The sequence below is a fragment of the Natrinema sp. LJW11 genome (assembly GCF_056135975.1).
The window spans coordinates 34,778-52,885 of the sequence record NZ_JBWBDM010000015.1; the positions used below are offsets into that span (position 1 = coordinate 34,778).

Annotated in this window: 11 protein-coding genes; 8 read left to right on the forward strand and 3 right to left on the reverse strand. The window is 66.5% G+C overall.

Annotated features, from left to right (window positions below; translation table 11 throughout):
* Window positions 1-67: 67 nt before the first annotated feature.
* Together AC0QDI_RS25010 and AC0QDI_RS25015 are read left to right on the forward strand one after the other, a co-directional pair.
* Window positions 68-1,219: an acyl-CoA dehydrogenase family protein gene (locus tag AC0QDI_RS25010; protein WP_474672810.1), complete on the forward strand. Its 1,152-nt coding sequence runs from the start codon at window positions 68-70 to the stop codon at window positions 1,217-1,219.
* A 165-nt stretch (window positions 1,220-1,384) separates the two neighbouring features.
* Window positions 1,385-3,385: a PAS domain S-box protein gene (locus tag AC0QDI_RS25015; protein WP_474672811.1), complete on the forward strand. Its 2,001-nt coding sequence runs from the start codon at window positions 1,385-1,387 to the stop codon at window positions 3,383-3,385.
* Here AC0QDI_RS25015 and AC0QDI_RS25020 read toward each other — a convergent pair.
* Together AC0QDI_RS25020 and AC0QDI_RS25025 are read right to left on the reverse strand one after the other, a co-directional pair.
* Window positions 3,382-3,954, reverse strand: a complete 573-nt coding sequence (locus tag AC0QDI_RS25020) for a HalX domain-containing protein (protein WP_474672812.1) — start codon at window positions 3,952-3,954, stop codon at window positions 3,382-3,384. The genes AC0QDI_RS25015 and AC0QDI_RS25020 overlap by 4 nt on opposite strands.
* A 178-nt stretch (window positions 3,955-4,132) precedes the next feature.
* A complete protein-coding gene (locus AC0QDI_RS25025) occupies window positions 4,133-6,106 on the reverse strand; it encodes a 3-hydroxyacyl-CoA dehydrogenase/enoyl-CoA hydratase family protein (RefSeq protein WP_474672813.1) in 1,974 nt (657 codons plus the stop codon).
* Between the two features lie 114 nt (window positions 6,107-6,220).
* Between AC0QDI_RS25025 and AC0QDI_RS25030 the strand changes: the two genes are divergently transcribed.
* From AC0QDI_RS25030 to AC0QDI_RS25055, 6 genes are all read left to right on the forward strand, one after another.
* On the forward strand, window positions 6,221-7,366 hold the full coding sequence (locus tag AC0QDI_RS25030; protein WP_474672814.1) for an acyl-CoA dehydrogenase family protein: 1,146 nt from the start codon (window positions 6,221-6,223) through the stop codon (window positions 7,364-7,366).
* Window positions 7,367-7,798: 432 nt separating this feature from the next.
* Complete coding sequence (locus AC0QDI_RS25035; RefSeq protein WP_474672815.1) at window positions 7,799-8,554, forward strand: helix-turn-helix domain-containing protein; 756 nt, start codon at window positions 7,799-7,801, stop codon at window positions 8,552-8,554.
* A gap of 66 nt (window positions 8,555-8,620) precedes the next feature.
* Window positions 8,621-11,053, forward strand: a complete 2,433-nt coding sequence (locus AC0QDI_RS25040; protein ID WP_474672816.1) for a heavy metal translocating P-type ATPase — start codon at window positions 8,621-8,623, stop codon at window positions 11,051-11,053.
* Between the two features lie 279 nt (window positions 11,054-11,332).
* Window positions 11,333-13,213, forward strand: a complete 1,881-nt coding sequence (locus tag AC0QDI_RS25045) for an L-aspartate oxidase (protein ID WP_474672817.1) — start codon at window positions 11,333-11,335, stop codon at window positions 13,211-13,213.
* A 73-nt stretch (window positions 13,214-13,286) separates the two neighbouring features.
* A complete protein-coding gene (locus AC0QDI_RS25050; RefSeq protein ID WP_474672818.1) occupies window positions 13,287-13,877 on the forward strand; it encodes a DNA-3-methyladenine glycosylase family protein in 591 nt (196 codons plus the stop codon).
* A gap of 318 nt (window positions 13,878-14,195) precedes the next feature.
* Window positions 14,196-15,482, forward strand: coding sequence for a hypothetical protein (locus tag AC0QDI_RS25055; RefSeq protein WP_474672819.1), 1,287 nt, complete (start codon window positions 14,196-14,198; stop codon window positions 15,480-15,482).
* Between the two features lie 97 nt (window positions 15,483-15,579).
* On the opposite strand, the gene katG is transcribed toward AC0QDI_RS25055, so the two are convergent.
* Window positions 15,580-17,766: a catalase/peroxidase HPI gene (gene katG, locus AC0QDI_RS25060; RefSeq protein ID WP_474672820.1), complete on the reverse strand. Its 2,187-nt coding sequence runs from the start codon at window positions 17,764-17,766 to the stop codon at window positions 15,580-15,582.
* Between the last annotated feature and the right edge of the window lie 342 nt (window positions 17,767-18,108).

Here is an 18,108-nt window from a genome sequence, read left to right on the forward strand (position 1 = left end):
CACAGCGGTTTCTCGGGTTGCATTGTTCGACCGCGGCTATTTGCACCGCGCGACCGTTCCGCGGGATATGGAGCTACTCGACGAGAGCATCGTTCCGGAGCACGCTCGAGACGTCAAGGCCGAGGCCCGCGAGTTCGCGCGCGAACACATCGAACCGAACGCTCGGGAGTACTTTCAGGCGGGCGAGTATCCGGAGGAGATCCTCGCGGCCGGTCAGGAAGCCGACCTCGTAGCACAGGACATCCCAGAGGAGTGGGGCGGCCGGGGGCTCGATCTGGCGCAGTTGCTCGCGATCACGGAGGAGTTCTACCGGGCCGACGCGGGGATCGCGCTGACGCTCCAGCTTGCGAGTTTCGGCTGCGAGATTACCTACGAACACGGCACGGACGAGCAGTGCGAGGAGTACATCCGACCGGTGGCGGAGGGAGAACAGCGCTCGGGACTGGCGGTGTCGGAACCCGACACCGGTAGCGATCTCTCGGGGATGCAGACCCGAGCGGAGAGAGATGGCGACGAGTACGTCATCAACGGCGAGAAGTACTGGATCGGTAACGGCGTCGAGGCGGACTGGGTGACGCTCTACGCCCGGACCGGAGACGACGAGGACAACCCCTACGGGAACCACTCGATGTTCATCGTCCCGACCGATACCGACGGCTACGAGGCCGAGCACATCCCCGAGAAGATGGCGATGCGCGCCTCGAAACAAGCCCACATCGAGTTCGACGAGTGCCGCATTCCCGCGGCGAACCTGATCGGCGAGGAGGGTGACGGCTTCACGCTGCTCGCGGACTTCTTCAATCACGGTCGCGTCGCCGTCGCCGGCCACGGGCTCGGCATCGCCGCGGCCGCCATCGAGGAGGCCTGGGAGTTCACGCACGACCGCGAGGAGTTCGGGAAGACGATCAGCGACTTCCAGGCCGTCCAGCACGGGCTCGCCGATATGTTACTCGAGTTCGAGAGCGCTCGAACGCTCACCTGGCGCGCCCGCGAGAAGGTCGCGAACGAAGACAACGCGGGGTACTGGGCCGCGATGGCGAAGACGAAGGCGACCGAGACGGCCGTCGACGTGTCCGAGCAGAGCATGCAGTTCCACGGCGGCCGCTCGATCCTCGACGAGCGACGGATCGCCCGCGTCTTCCGCGACGCCCGCATCCCGGTCATCTACGAGGGGGCGAACGAAATTCAGCGAAACCTCATTTACGGGCAGGCCCCCTGATCGACGGCTGGGCCCGTCGACCGCAGCGACGAGCCGGTTCGGCAGTCACCCGCGGCGACGCCGCTGTCACACGTCGGCCGAAAGAACAATCTCGGTCGATAACATGAGACCCGGCAGACCAACTACTGTGGTGATCGAGATGACACTCGCCCGCACTGCCCCGTTATGAGCCGGCCGCGCGTGCTCTGCGTGAGCGGCGATCGTTCGACGCGAGCGGCCGTCACGCTGTCGTTGACGGACGCCCCCGTCGACGTCGTCGTCGCCCAGCGGCCCGCGGCGGCGACCGACCGACTCGAGCGAGAAGAGATCGACGCGGTCGTCATCGACGCGAGCACGGTGACGGACGTGCCGGCGCTCGTCGATACGGTCGAGTCCGAGGCCCCGGGGACGCCGACGTTCGTCTCCTGGGGAGCGAGCGACGACGGCGGTGGGGTGTTGAGCGAAGTGATCGTCCGGGCTGCGGAGATCGAACCGGGAGCGCAGCTGGCGGCCGCCATCACCGATCGACTCGACGACGGCTCGAGCGCGGAACTCTCGAACGCGGGCGACCCGAACGCGAGCGATCTCACGACCGAGACGACGGCGTCGGTCCGAGAGCTGCCCGCTGCGCTGGCCGAAATCGTCGGTGCCGTTCGCCGTCGGCTGGTCGACGCGACCTCTCCGCTGGCGGTCGAACGGGTGCTCCGCGAGGAGCTGACCGGCAGCGATCGATTCGCGTTCGCCTGGGTCGGCGAGTACGACCGCGGCGAACGCGAGATCGTGCCGTGGCTGTCGGATCCCGAGGCGATGGCGTGGTCGCTACACCGAACCGTCGGTATCGGCGACGGCGAGCAGCCGCTGCTCGAGCGAGCGATTCACACCGGGGAGATCCAGTATCGGCCGTACGGCGAAGACGATAGCGACGCCGTCCCGTTCGGCGACCGCGCGTTCGAACGCGGCGCTCGGTCGGTCGCCGTCGCACCGCTTGCGGCAGGCGGCGAGCTGTACGGAGTGGCGGTCGTCTACGCGACGGAGCCGATTTCCGCACGCGAACGAGACGCGATCCAAACGATCGCCGCGACCGCGTCCCACGTCCTCGAGACGATCGCCGTTCGCGGCCGCCTCGACCAGCGAGAACGCGCCCTCCACCGGTACGAGCGACTCGTCGAAACGGCCGGCGACGGGATGTACGTCCTCGACGACGCGGGCCACTTCACGACCGTCAACGACGCGCTGGTCGAGATGACCGGCTACAGCCGCGAGGGACTGCTCGGCGAACACGCGTCGATCCTGTTCGACCGCGAGGACGTCACCGCCGCGACGGCCCTCATTCGATCGCTGCTCGAGGCCGAGAGCCACACCGAAACCCTCGAACTGCCCCTCGAGACGAAAGCCGGCGAGCGGATCCCCTGCGAGGCCCAGATCGCGGTCCTCGTTCCCGACGGCGAATTTCTCGGCTCGGTGGGCGTCCTCCGCGACATCACGGAGCGAAAGCGAAGCGAACGGAAGCTCCGCGAACGCAACGAGCGACTCGATACGTTCGCTCGGATCGTCAGCCACGACCTCCGCAACCCGCTCGGCGTCGCCCAGGGCTACCTCGAACTCTTCGAGGAGACCGGGGACGCCGAACACGCCGAAAAGACCCGCGAGGGACTCGATCGGATGGAGTCGATCATCGAGGACGTGCTGGCCATCGCCCGCGAGGGCGACTGGGCCGCGGACACCGACCCCACCGATCTCGAGTCGATCGCTCGCGAGGCGTGGGCCCACGTCTCGACCGCGGAGGCGACGCTGTCGGTCACGGGCACGATGACGATCGGGGCCGACCGCTCGCGACTCCTGCGGCTCCTCGAGAACTGTTTCAGGAACAGTATCGAACACGGCGACACGACCGGAACCGTTCGCGTCGGACCGCTCGAGCGAGACGGGAGAGACGAGCGTGACAGCCGAGGCGGCCGTGGCGAAGGGGACGGACGTGCGCGGGGATTCTTCATCGAAGACGATGGAACGGGACTCCCCGAAGAGCTCCGTGACGAAATATTCGATCCGTCGGTTTCGTCGTCGACGGAGGGGCTCGGAATCGGCCTCTGGATCGTCAGAGAAGTCGCTACCGGACACGGATGGTCGGTCGCCGCGACTGAAAGCGAGAGTGGAGGGGCTCGGTTCGAGTTCGAAGTCGGCGTCTAGTTCTCGGACTGGAGGTCTTGGAATGCACCGACGAAATCGTCGTGGGAGGACATTCCGGAAACCGTCTCGTCGACGCGTTGCTCGAGCTCCGCGACGCGGTCGCTGAGGGCCTGATATTCCTCGTTGTTCGCGAGTTCTCGGTCGGCCTTCTCGGACTCCAGTAGCGCCTTCTTCGAGACGAGCGCGTAGTACTCCTGTATATCGGACTCGTAGTCGGAACGGTCGGCGACGTCGTCGACCATATCGACGAGTTCGTCCTTCGAGACCGGTTTGACGAGGTAGTCGTCGAACCCCATTTCGATGATGTCGAAGTCGGGATCGACCGCCGTCACCATGACCACCCGCGAATCGTATCCCTGCTCGCGGATCTGCTCGAGGACTTCGTCGCCGGAGAGTCCGGGCATCCGCCGGTCGAGAAGTACGACTTCGACGGAGTCGGCCATCTTCTCGAGCGCCTCTTCACCGTCGTAGGCCGTCTCGACGGCCCAGTCGGCCTGTAACCAGGCGGCGAATAGGTCCGCGAGCCGAGCCTCGTCGTCGACGACGAGCACCTCGGGCCCATCACTCATTGGGGAACCCCTCCATTCTCTTCATCGATTACAGCCACGCGTCACCAATGGTACCTCTCTGTGATAAATCTCGCGACCATATGTCAACTGTATAAAATTAATACAGGTCAATTCGAGGAACGGATTCGGTCGCTCACAGTTCACGACGAGACCGACGCTTCGCACGTCGGCGGCTCCCTCACTTCCCTTCGAAGTTCGGCTCCTCGTCGCCCATGAAGGCCATAATACCCTCCATCAGGTCGTCGGTCGCCATCAGGTGACCGAACGCGGAGGCCTCGTACTCCAGTCCCGCCTCGGTATCGTCGCGACCGGCGAGCATCGCGCGCTTAGTGAACTTCTGAGCGATCGGCGGCCCGCCGGCGAGGTCGGTCGCCAGCTCGAGCGCGCGCGCTTCGAGCCCGTCGTTGTCGACGACTTCGTTGACGAAACCGTAGTCGGCCATCGTCTCGGCGTCGTAGCGCTCGGCGGTGAGGATGATCTCCTTCGCGCGGCCCTCGCCGACGATGTGTTTGAGTCGCTGCGTCCCACCCCAGCCGGGAATGAGGCCGAGGTCGAGTTCGGGCTGGCCGAACTGGGAGCGCTCGCTCGCGACGCGCATGTCCGCACAGGTCGCCAGCTCCATCCCGCCGCCGAGACAGAAGCCGTCGATCCCCGCGACGACGGGCAGGTCGCAGGCCTCGAGTTCGCCGAACGTCGACTGTCCCAGTCGCGACAGCTCCTGGCCCTCGATCGGGTCGGCGCCGTCGCCGGCCATGCTCTGGACGTCCGCGCCCGCGGAGAACGCCTTCTCGCCCTCGCCGGTGACCAGGATCGCGCGCACCTCGTCGTCGTCCTCGAGCAGGTCGATCGCCGCCGAGAGCTCCTCGAGGAGTTCGTCGCTGATGGTGTTCATTCGGTGTGGCCGGTCGAGGACGATGTGGCCGACCATGTCGCCGGGGTACTCGACGCGGATCGCTTCGAAGTCGACCTCACCCGAGTCACTATCGCGCTCGTAGAAACCGCCCTCGTCGGCGCGTTCCGCGAGGTACTCCGCGGGCGCGTACCGCTCGTGGCCGGTCCGGTCGTAGGCCTCCTCGAGCGTCTCGTGCAGCGCTGCGAGGCCGTAGTCGTCGACGAGTGTGACCGGACCGTCGGGGAAGCCGGCCCCGAGCTGGACCGCCTCGTCGATCGACTCCGGCGGGGCGACGTCGCCGCCGATCAGCTTGGCCGCCTCGTTGGCCATCGTCGCGAGGAGCCGTTTCTTGACGAACTCCGACTGCTCGTCGGTCGGTATCTGGACGCCCTCGCCGTCCTCGTAGTCGTAGAACCCCTTCCCGGACTTCTTGCCGAACTCCTCGTTTTCGACTTTCTCCGCCAGCAGCGGAGCCGGCTCGTAGGCCTCGCCCAGCACCTCGTTCATGTACTCGAGGACGTGGTAACTGACGTCGTTGCCGACCTGGTCGCCGAGTTCGAAGCTGCCCATCGGCAGGCCCATGTCGTACTTCGTCGTCGAATCGACCTCGGCGATGGTCGCTTCGTCGTTGCTGACGAGCCACGCGGCCTCGTTCATCAGCGGTACCAGAATGCGGTTGACGATGAAGCCGGGCGAGTCCTTGTGGACGCGAACCGGCGTCTTCCCCAGATCTTCGGCGAGGTCCTCGACGACCGCGAGCGTCTCCTCGGCGCTCTCGGCGCCCGAGATCACTTCGACCAGCTGCATCCGGACCGGCGGGTTGAAAAAGTGCATCCCGCAGAACCGCTCCGGCCGCTCCGTGAACTCCGCGAGATCGGTGATCGAGAGACTCGAGGTGTTCGTCGCGAAGATCGCGTGATCGGGGGCGGCCTCCTCGAGTTCGGTGTACACGTCCCTCTTGATCTCCATCTGCTCGGGGACGGCCTCGATGACGACATCGGCATCGGCGACAGCTTCGGCCATATCGACCAGCGGCGTCACTCGGTCTAAGGCGGCGTCGGCGTCCTCCTCGGAGAGTTGATCGTTCTCGGCGAGCTTGCCGAGCGACCACTCGATCTGGTCGTAGCCGTTCTGGACGAACTCCTCTTTGATGTCGCGCATATTCACGTCGTAGCCAGCGATCGCGGCGACCTCCGCGATACCGTGGCCCATGTTACCCGCACCTAGAACTGCGACAGTGTTGATATCCTCCAGGTCCATGCTCACGAATCCTATTCGGACCCGTTTCAACGTTTCCCCTCGTATGATAGAAACTACACTTCCGTTTACAGACGGTTACAAAGGTCTTTATCGCTGCAATAGTAACGATTGTCCATGGAATTCAGACTCAGCGAAGAACAGGAGCAGATCCGCGACGAAGTCCGCCGATTCGCCGAAAACGAGATCGTCCCCAACGCGGAGGAGTACGACTCCGAAGAGAAGTTCCCCCACGAGATCGTCGACGAGGCCGCCGAAATGGGCCTGGTCGGCACCTCGATCCCGATGGAGTACGGCGGCGCCGGCTACTCCACTCTCGAGTCGGCGCTCATCGCCGAGGAACTGTTCTCCCACGACGCCGGGATCGCGCTCTCGATCATGGCCTGTTCGTTCGGCACCGAGGCCATCAGCGAGTTCGGGACCGAAGACCAGAAGGAGCGCTTCTTAGAGCCCGTCGCGACCGGCGAGAAGATATCCGGCGCGGCGATTTCCGAGCCCGACACCGGCTCCGACGTCTCCTCCGTCTCGACGCGCGCCGAGAAGGACGGCGACGAGTGGGTGATCAACGGCAACAAGATGTGGATCACCAACGGCTCCATCGGCGACTTCTTCGTCGTGCTCTGTAAGACCGACCCCGACGCCGACAGCCGCTACGGCGGTTTCAGCCAGATCATCGTCGAGTCCGACCGCGACGGCTTCAGTTCGGACAAGATCACGGGCAAGCTCGGCATCCGAGCCTCCGACACCGCCGAACTCATCCTCGACGACGTCCGCGTCCCCGAGGAGAACCTCGTCGGCGACGAGGACGCCGCCTTCCTCCAGCAGATGCAGTTCTTCGACGCCACCCGGACCGGCGTCGCCGCGCAGGGACTCGGCATCGCGAAGGGCGCGCTCGAAGCCGCCCGCGAGTACGCCCAGGACCGCGAGCAGTTCGACCAGCCCATCTCGGACTTCCAGGCCATCCAGCACAAACTCGCCGAGATGGCCACCGAGACCGAGGCCGCGCGCAACCTGACCTACAAGGCCGCCTGGAACGTCGACCAGGGCAACGACATCACGAAGCTCGCCTCGATGGCCAAGGAGTACGCCTCCCGCGTCGCCGTCGACGTCTCCAACGAGGCCGTCCAGATCCACGGCGGTGCCGGCTACGTCAACGACTTCCCCGTCGAGCGCTTCTACCGCGACTCGAAGATCACCCAGATCTACGAGGGAACCACCGAGATCCAGAAGAACGTCATCGCGCGGGAACTGCTGGACGACTAACGAAATTTTACTCTGCGGTCTATCGCGGTCGCGATACCGCGACCGCGATGTCCCTCGGTGAAATTTCGATCAAAAGCACTCCTCCTTCCTCTCCACTCGGCTCGCGGCTACGCCGCTCGCTTTCCCGCGGCGCTTCGCGCCGCGCTCTCGCTCCGAGTCAGTCGTCGGCCCGCTCGCTCACCCTACGGGTTCGCTCGCGGTCGTAATCGGGTAGTAGCCTGCCCTCCCCCGGATCGCGCGGCTCTCGCAGTCGCTCGAGCCGCGCTCGCGGCCACTGATTTTCGTTTTGGTTTGCTTCAGACGACCACGACAATTAGCGACGGCGCGACGAAGACGACGTGTTGGAAGACGTGGCGGATCATGGCGGCCTCGAGGCGCCGACGACGGAAGCGGGTGGGAACCCCTTTGTCCCGTCGGCCCCTTCCTCAGGGTATGAGAGAGTTCGTCTTCGCCCTCGAGTACGAGCCCGGTTGCAACGGGGTGGCGGACGCGCTCGCGGACCACCCCGATGCCAGGGTCCGCTCGCTGTCGCTGCACGCGACCGACGAACGCCTCTGGCGGGTCGACCACGCCACCGGCACGCCGGACGCGCTCGAGGACATCGAGAACGCTTTCCTCACCGGCGACTACTACGCGGACTGCCTCGCGACCGACGACTGCGGCGCGACCCAGACCACGCGGGTCCTCGACCGCACCGACGATACGCTCGTCCTCTACTCCGACTGGGAGCGCACCCCAAGCTGTGCGTCCGTCCCGCACATCGCCCGCGACCACTTCGGCGACGGCGTCCTGTTCGAGACGCGCCACGAGGGTCGTCACTACACCTGGCGGATCGTCCACTCCGGCGAGGGCGACACGGGGGCGTTCTTCGAGGCCCTCGAGGCGGCGCTCGGTGACCGCGCCCGAATGGAGATGCTTCGATCGGCGACGACGGATACCGAAGCGCCGACTGGCAACCCGAGCGGCGGGGCGAGCGGACTCGCTCCGGAACAGGAGGCCGCCCTCCGGGCCGCCGTGGAACACGGCTACTACGAATCGCCCCGCGAGATCGACGCCGGCGATCTCGCCGACCACCTCGACGTCCCGCGGTCGACGCTCACCTATCGGCTCCGACAGGCCGAAGAACACCTGGCCAAGCAACACGTCGCGAGCGAGCAACTGGTCGACGACCCGTCGACGCCGCTCTAGCGGCTCCGCACGCTTTTGGAATATTCCAACGAAGGCTTATCGAACTGACGCCCCTATCCCGAAGTAATGAGCGATGAATCGGACGCGACGAGGGAAACGGAGGGGGACGACCAGCGACGGGAACTGGCCGCTCGACTCGCCGTCCCCGAGATGGACTGCCCGTCTTGTGCGGGAAAGGTCGACAAGAGCCTGGGGCGCGTCGACGGAGTCGTCGACGCCGACCTCAATCCGACGACCGGGACGGCCACGGTCACGTACGACCCCGATCGAACCGGCGAGGCCGACGTGGTCGCCGCGATCGAAGGTGCCGGCTACGAGGTCACCGGGGGAACTGATGGCGGTGACGGGACGGCCGAGTCCCCGTCGAACGCCGGCGGCGTCGACGTCGCGCCGCCCACGGAGGTCTGGACGAGCCCCCGCGCGAAGAAGACGTGGCTCGGCGCGGCCTTCGTCACCCTCGGATTGCTCGTCGAGTTCCTCCTGCCCGGCTTGAACCCCGCGGTGGCGAGCGTCCTCGAGTATCCGCTTCACGTCGCCGATCTCCTCTTCCTCGGCGCGGTCGCCGTCAGCGGCGTCCCCGTCGTCCGCAGCGGCTACTACTCCGCGAAGAACCGGAGCCTCGACATCGACCTGCTGATGGGGACGGCGATCATCGCCGCGACCGGCATCGGTTACTTCGTCGAGGCCGCGACGCTCGCGGTGCTGTTCAGCGTCGCCGAACTGCTCGAGGACTACGCGATGGACCGGGCGCGGGACTCCCTGCGGGAGCTGATGGAGCTCTCGCCGGACGAAGCCACCATCGTGCGCGACGGCGAGGAAGTGACGGTGCCGGCCGACGAGGTGGCGGTGGGTGAGACCGTGGTCGTCCGGCCCGGAGACAAGATCCCGCTCGACGGGACGGTCCGCGAGGGCGAGAGCGCGATCGATCAGTCGCCGATCACCGGCGAGAGCGTCCCCGTGGACAAGTCGACCGGTGACGAGGTCTACGCCGGGACCATCACCGAGGACGGCTACCTCGAGATCGAGGTCACCTCGACGGCGGGCGACTCGACGCTCTCGCGGATCATCGAGCTGGTACAGGGCGCACAGGCCGAGCAGACGGAAACCGAGCAGTTCGTCGACCGGTTCGCGGGCTACTACACGCCCGCGGTGGTCGTGCTGGCGATCTTGACCGCCGCCCTTCCGCCGCTGCTCATCGGCGACACCGTCACCGCGGGCGTCGCCGGCTACGAGATCGCGTTCGCCGGCGACTGGGGGACCTGGTTCGTCCGCGGGCTCACGCTGCTGGTGATCGCCTGTCCCTGTGCGTTCGTCATCTCGACGCCCGTCTCGGTGGTCTCGGGGGTCACCAGCGCCGCGAGGAACGGCGTCCTGATCAAGGGCGGCAACTACCTCGAGGCGATGGGCGAGGTCGACGCCGTCGCTCTCGACAAGACCGGCACGCTCACCAAGGGCGAACTCGCGGTCACGGACATCGTCCCGGCCGACGGAACCGACGAGGAGACGCTGCTTCGATACGCGGCCGGGCTGGAACGACGCAGCGAACACCCCATCGCCGCGGCGATTCTCGCCCGGGCCGACGAGGCGGGCGTGGGCAACCGCCCCGAGCCGACGGGGTTCGAGAGCCTGACCGGCAGGGGGATCCGCGGGGAAATCGATGTCTCCAGCGAAGCCGGAGGCTCGTCGGACTCGTCCGACGGTGGCGAGACTTACTACGCGGGCAAGCCCGCGCTGTTCGAGGAGTTGGGCTTCGATCTCTCGCGGACCCGTGCCGACGGTTCGTCGGACTCGCGGACCGACGGTGGCGTCGCGCTCGAGACCGACGAGGGAGCCTTCGCCGCGGACACGCTCGCCGCGCTCGAGCGGGACGGCAAGACGGTCGTCCTCGTCGGGACGGCGACCGACCTGCTGGGCGCGATCGCGATCGCCGACGAAGTCCGGCCGGCCTCCAAGCGGGCGATCGAGCGGCTCCACGACCTCGGCGTGGAACGCGTCGTGATGCTGACCGGCGATAACGAAGGGACGGCGCGGGCGATCGCCGAACAGGTCGGCGTCGACGAGTACCGCGCCGAACTCCTGCCCGACGAGAAGGTCGCGGCCGTGGCCGACCTCCAAGAACGGTACGGCGACGTGGCGATGGTCGGCGACGGTATCAACGACGCGCCCGCGCTGGCGACCGCCGAGGTCGGCGTCGCGATGGGCGCGGCCGGCACCGACACCGCCCTCGAGACGGCCGACATCGCGCTGATGGGCGACGACATCGGGAAACTGCCGTACCTGTACGACCTCGCGCACACGGCAAACGGCGTCATCCGGCAGAACGTCTGGGCGAGTCTGGCGGTGAAAGCCCTGCTCGCGGTCGGCGTCCCGCTCGGGTTCGTAAGCGTCGCGCTGGCGGTCGTCGTCGGCGACATGGGGATGAGCCTCGGCGTTACCGGCAACGCGATGCGGCTCGCGAACGTCGAGCCCGAAGCCCTCGCGGACCGCGAGGGTCAGTAACGCCGCGTCCCCGTCCGAGACGCAAGCGAACGGACGCGACCCCGGCATCGAGGACGACAGTACGACCGTGACGCCCCACGTCTTCCCACCGACTGGACCGATCGTCGTGTCGGCTCAACTGATAGTCCACTACCGCTGAAAAACTAGTATTCGAACCGACCGTTATCCACGCTATCCGAGACGTTTCTGAAGACGGATATGGCATCTCGGGGCCGTTAGGGAGCCATTCTGCATCGTTCGGGGCCGGACCTAAACCCGGCCGGCGGTTACGTTCACCCGATGACAAAATCACCATCCAACGGTAGCGACACGATCGACGACGACCGGCGAACGACGACCGGCGAACGAACGACCGCCGGCATCGAGAATCGCCTCGAGACCGAGGGCGACCCCGGCTCCGCCGCCGGCCTCGAGTACGAGGTCGTGACGACACCGGTACTCGTCATCGGAGCCGGGGCTGCGGGTGCCCGGGTCGCGATCGAACTCGCCGAGTCGGGGATCGAACCGCTCGTGATCGGCAAGCGCGATCACGGCGACGCCCACACGACGTGGGCGGCCGGCGGGGTCAACGCCGCGCTGGGCTCGCTCGATCCCGAGGACGACTGGACGATCCACGCGGCGGACACCTTCAACGAGGGCCATCACCTGAACGACCCCGAGGCCGTCGAACTGACGGCGCGGGAGATGCCCGACCGGATCCGCGAACTCGCCGAGTGGGGCCTGCCGTTCGACCGGACCGACGACGGCGAGATCAACCAGCGCTACTTCGGCGCGCAGTCCTACCGGCGGACCTGCTTCGTCGGCGATCGGACCGGCGAGGCCATGCTCGACACGCTGGTCGGCCGCGCTCGCGAGCTCGAGGTGCCCTACCGCGAGAACGTGATGATCACGCGCCTGCTCTCGGACGGCCGGCGCGTCGACGGTGCCGTCGGCTTCGACATGGAGACCGGTGAGGGCCTGCTGTTCCGGACGAACCACGTCGTCCTCGCGGCCGGCGGGTTCTCGGCGCTCTATCGCCGCCACTCTTCGCGCGACGACGAGAACAACGGCGACGGGCAGGCGCTGGCGCTCGAGGCCGGGGCGCGGCTCGTCGACCTCGAGTTCGTGCAGTTTCACCCGACGGGAATGGTCGGCGAGCGTTACGGCGAGGAGTGGGACGGCCGGCTCGTCACCGAGGCGGTCCGCGGCGAGGGCGGGCGGCTGTACAACGCGGAGGGAGAGCGGTTCATGGAGCGCTACTCGCCCGACCAGATGGAACTCGACGCCCGCGACGTGGTCGCGCGGGCCATCGCCCGCGAAGTCCGCGAGGGCCGAGGGACCGAGGACGGCGGGGTCTTCCTCGACATCTCCCACCGGGACGCCGAGTACGTCCGCGACCGGCTGCCGTCGATGGTCGAGCGCTTCGAGTCGCTGGGCGTCGACATCACGAAGGAGCCGATGACAGTCGGCCCGACGGCCCACTACACGATGGGCGGGGTCGATATCGACTTCCGAACGGGCGAGACAGGCGTCGATGGCCTCTACGCCGTCGGCGAAACCGTCGCTGGCGTCCACGGCGCGAACCGCCTCGGCGGGAACTCGCTGGCCGAGACCGTCGCGATCGGCAAACTCGTCGGCGGGCACGTCGCGGCCACCGTCACCGACGACGATGTCGATCCCGTCGTCACCGACGGACAGCGGGCGCTGGCCGAGCGTGAGTTGGAAGCCCTCCAGGCACTCGCTGCCTCGGACGGCACCGTTACGCCGACGGCACTGCTCGAGGAGCTCGGCGACCTGTCGTGGGAGCACGCCGGCATCCTCCGCGACGAAGCCGGGCTGCGGGCGGGTCTCGCGAAACTGGACGCCGTCCGGAAACGCACCGCGGATCTCCGCGTCGAGGGCGACCGCACGTCGAAATCGTTCGAGTACGCCGTGGATCTCTCGGCGAGTCTCACCGTCGCCGAGGCGATGCTTCGAGCCGCTCGTGAGCGCACCGAGTCCAGGGGCGCTCATTTCCGGACGGATCACCCCGACACGGCCGACGACTGGCGGGTGAACCTCCTCGTCACCGCCGGGACCGAGGGACTCTTGTTCCACCGACGCGGCGTCGGTGACCCCGGCCCGGCCGTTCGGGCGGCGCTCGAGGCGGACCACGAACTCGATTATCACCACCTCGAGTGAACTGCCCCCCCTCCGCGGCCGACCGAGACGCCTATGCGTTCCCGGTCCCGTACTCCCGTATCGACACGTGCGCATGAATGAAGAGGCACACGCCGTTCTCCGCGAGGACCCCGTTATGGCGGGGCTCCTCGACCGGCACGACCCCTACGCCGAACCGGACTGGACCGAGTACGAGCGGCTCTGTATCTCGATCATCAACCAGCAGCTCTCGACCGCGAGCGCGGCGGCCGTCCGCGAGCGCGTGTTCGACCTCCTCGAGGGCGACGTGACGCCGGCGTCCGTCCTGGCCGCGGACGAGACGGCCCTCCGGGATGCGGGTCTCTCCCGGAGCAAGGTCGAGTACGTGCAAAACGCCGCCCGCGCCTTTCAGGAGAACGATTACACGCGAGCGGGACTCGCCTCGCACTCCGACGACGAGGTCGTCGATCTGCTCACCGATATCAAGGGGATCGGCGCGTGGACCGCCCGCATGTACCTCCTGTTCGTCCTCGAGCGCCGGGACGTGCTTCCCCTCGGCGATCTCGCCGTCCGCCGCGGGATCGAGCAGCTCTACGGCGACGGCGAGGAGCTGACCCGCGCGGAGATGCGCGAAATCGCCGAGCCGTGGCGGCCGTATCGCAGCGTCGCCACGCGGTACATCTGGGCCGAATACGAATCCGACTGAACCCGACCGATCTCCGATCTGACGGAATCCGTCCCGACTCAATCGGCCCTCACGTCCCGGTTCCAGGGCGTGCCGTCGGCTATCGCCGCGTGGAGACGAAGCGTAGTCGAAAGAGTTCGGATCCTGCCCCGACTATCGCGAGCGGTAAGTTCGTCCTACACACGTCTCGGGGTCGTGAAACAGTCACCGCCAGGACGGACAACAGCGGATTACGACCCGGCCACTGCCGGCCGAACGAGGGGGCTCGAGAAACGGGACACTGATCCGACGGGATGGCCCCGTTGACTGAAGTACGGATCGGTCGCAGTGTAACGGGAGATGGCGAACGATACATCCTCGACGGAGACCGGCGAAGCCGAGCAACGGCGTATGACCACCGATCCCGAGCGCATCAGAGAGTGGGCCGAGGCGCGCGACGCCGTTCCGGTCAGGGTTCAGGACGGCGAGGATCACGGCCACTCCTTCGCCCGGCGCGACGAGATGGGCGACCACCACGAGGAGTACACCTGGGACGAGTTCGAGCAGCGCTTCGACGACGAGGACCTCGTCTTCGTCTACCACGAGGCGGAGCCGACCGGCGAGGAGATGGGCTTCTTCGAGGTCGTCGAGCGCGAACACGCGTTCGAACGCGCCGATCTCGGCCGGGACGAACTCGAGGACTCGCTGCGACGCGGCGAGACCGTGACGACGGAGATCGTCGAGACGCAAGTCGTCGAGCGGGAGATCGTCGAACGCGACACGATCGAGAGCGAGGTGATCGACACGGATCTGGTCGAGCGGGAGGTCGTCGACTCCGAACTGGTGAGCCGCGACATCGTCGAGACCGAGTTCGTCTCCGACGACATGATCGAGGTGACCGTCGACGAAACGCACATGGACACCATCGAGGAGATCGAGCGCTACATCGTCGAGAGCGAGGTCGTCGACGTCGATATCGAGCAAGAGGAGGAGGTAGAGCGAGACGATATCCGGACGGACATCGAACTCGAGAGCGTCCAACGATCCATCCTCGAGAGCGACGTCGTCCGTTCGAGCGTGACGCCCGACGACGTGGTCCAACAGGAGGTCATCCAGAGCCAGCGGACCGAGGGAGACGCCGTCCGGAGCGAACTCCTCGAGCGCCGAACGATCGAAGAGGAGGTCACCGAGCGACTGCGAATGCGGTACATGCTCGAGGACACCGAACTGATCGAGTCCGAGGTGCTCACCAGCGAGGTGCTCGAGGGAGAGATCATCGACGTCGACGAGTACGAGTCCACGGGGACCGCCGAGATGGAAACCGGAACCGCCGGAACGATGGACGAGACGACGGCGGATACCGGAGCCGAGGCCGAGATGGGAACGACGGACGAAATGACGGAGTCGTCGGCGGTCGAACTCTCCCACGGCGATCAGGGGAAAGACGTCGTCGACGAGTCGGGCCAGCAGATCGGGATGGTCGCCGAAGTCGAGGGACAGACGGCGTACGTCGATCCGGAGCCCGGGCTGACGGATCGGCTCAAAGCCCGCATGGACTGGGGCGGCCACGGCGACGACGACTACCCGGTCGAGTCCTCGCAGATACTGGAGATTACGGACGACGAGGTCGTCATCCGGAGCGAGTAACGCGAGAAACGGACCGGGAAGCGTCCCGATCGGGCGGCGTGTCGTCCCAACGAACGGGGCGACTAGCTAGTCGATCCGCGTCGTCACGACCGCTCGATTACTCGAGGTCGAAGCGATCGTGCGTCATCACTTTGCTCCACGCGGCCACGAAGTCACGGACGAACTTCTCCTCCGCGTCGTCGGACGCGTAGACGTCCGCGATGGCTCGAAGCCGTGAGTTCGACCCGAAGACGAGATCCGCGCGGGTGGCCGTCCACTCGAGCTCGCCCGTCTCGCGGTCGATCAGCTCGAAGACCTCGCCGTCGTCGGAGTCGTCGGTGGGCGCTTCCCAGCCCATGATGTCCTGGGAGTCGTCGGACGCTTCCCACTCGTAGTCCATGTCGAGCAGGTTCACGAAGAAGTCGTTGGTCAGCGTCTCCGGCCGGTCGGTGAGGACGCCCAGCTCGGAATCCTGGTAGGTCGCGTTCAGCGCGCGCATACCGCCGACCAGCACCGTCATCTCGGGTGCCGTCAGGTCGAGGAGATCCGCCTTGTCGATCAGCAGCTCCTCCTGGGACTGGTCGGCCTCGTCGCTGTAGTAGTTCCGGAAGCCGTCGGCGGGGGGTTTGAGCGCCTCGAAGGACTCGACGTCGGTCTGTTCCTGCGTCGCGTCGGTGCGGCCCGGTTCGAACGGAACCTCGACGTCGTAGCCGGCCTCGGCCGCGGCCCGCTCGACGGCTGCGTTGCCGCCCAGCACGATCAGGTCGGCCAGCGAGACCCGCACGTCGTCGGATCGCGAGCCGTTGAACTCCTCCTGAATCGTCTCGTAGGTCGACAGCACCGTCTCGAGCTGGTCGGGCTCGTTCACTTCCCAGCTCTGCTGGGGTTCCAGACGGATGCGAGCCCCGTTGGCACCGCCGCGCTTGTCGCTGTCGCGGTACGTCGACGCGGACGCCCAGGCGGTCTTGACGAGCTGGGAGATCGAGAGATCCGACGCGAGGATCTCCGCTTCGAGCTCGGCGATCTCCTCGTCGCCGATCAGGTCGTAGTCGGCGTCGGGGATGGGGTCCTGCCAGATCATCGTCTCGTCCGGCACCTCGGGGCCGAGGAACCGCTCTTTCGGACCCATGTCGCGGTGGATCAGCTTGTACCACGCCCTCGCGAACGCCTCGCGGAACTCCTCCGGGTTCTCCTGGAAGCGCTCGAGGATCTCCCGATAATCGGGATCGCGCTTGAGGGCGACGTCCGTCGTCAGCATCATCACGTCTTCCTTCTCGTCCGGGTCCTCGGCACCGGGCGCGGCGGCGTTGAGCTCGCCGCTCTTCGTGGTCCACTGCCAGGCACCGCCGGGCCCCTTCTCCGGCTCCCACTCGTGCTCGAGCAGGTTGCTGATATAGCCCATGTCCCACTGCGTCGGCGTTGAGTTCCACGGGCCCTCGATCCCGCTGGTGATCGTGTCGGCTCCCTTGCCGGAGCCGTGGCTGCTCTCCCAGCCGAGACCCTGCTGGTCGATCGGGGCCGCTTCGGGTTCGGGGCCCATGTGCTCGTCGGGATCGGAAGCGCCGTGGACCTTCCCGAAGGTGTGTCCGCCGGCGATGAGCGCGGCCGTCTCCTCGTCGGTCATCGCCATCAGACCGAACGACTCTCGAATCCGTTCCGCGGATTTCTCCGGATCAGGATCGCTGTCGGGGCCCTCCGGATTCACGTAAATGAGCCCCATCACGGTGGCGGCGAGGTTCCCCGTGAGTTCGCCGTTCTCGTCGAAGCGGTCGGAGGCTTCCCACTCGTCCTCGGGCCCCCAATCGACGGCGTCGTCGGGCTTGTACTCGTCCTCGCGCCCGCCGGCGAAGCCGAACGTCTCGAATCCCATCGACTCGAGGGCGACGTTCCCGGCCAGGACGATCAGGTCGGACCACGAGAGCTTGCGGCCGTACTTCTGCTTGACGGGCCAGAGTACGCGGCGCGCCTTGTCGAGATTCGCGTTGTCGGGCCAGCTGTTGAGCGGCGCGAAGCGCTGTCGACCGCCCGAGGCGCCGCCGCGGCCGTCGCTGGTCCGGTACGTGCCGGCGCTGTGCCACGCCATCCGAATGAACAGCGGCCCGTAGTGGCCGTAGTCGGCCGGCCACCACTCCTGTGACGACGTCATCAGGTCCGTGAGGTCCGCCTTCACCTCTTCGAGGTCGAGTTTCTGGAACTCCTCGGCGTAGTCGAAGTCCTCGTCCATCGGGCTGGACGTGGGGACGTTCTGATCGAGGAGATCCACGTTCAACCGGTTCGGCCACCAGTCTTGATTTGACTTACTCATCAGTGTACAATTGCTATTTTCTCCTATTAAGATTTGCTACTCGGGTGGGTAACTCTTCGGTGTGGGAAAACATATTTTTCATAATTAAAAAATCCCCTCGACAGCGGATGCGCGCCGCGTATTCAATACGGCCGCTTCAACCGGCCGGAGCTCGGTGGAACAGGCCGCCAGCGACTCTCGGTCCCGTTCGGTCTCGGTGGGAGATCCCTCGTAATCACCGAGTCGGCGTACGGGAATCCCATCGGTCACCGTGCTACCGCCCGACCGGACAGTGCCGGACTAAGCGGGCCGAACGCGATCTCGACGGACGTGTCCACCAGGATAACTTTTGGAATCGAAAGG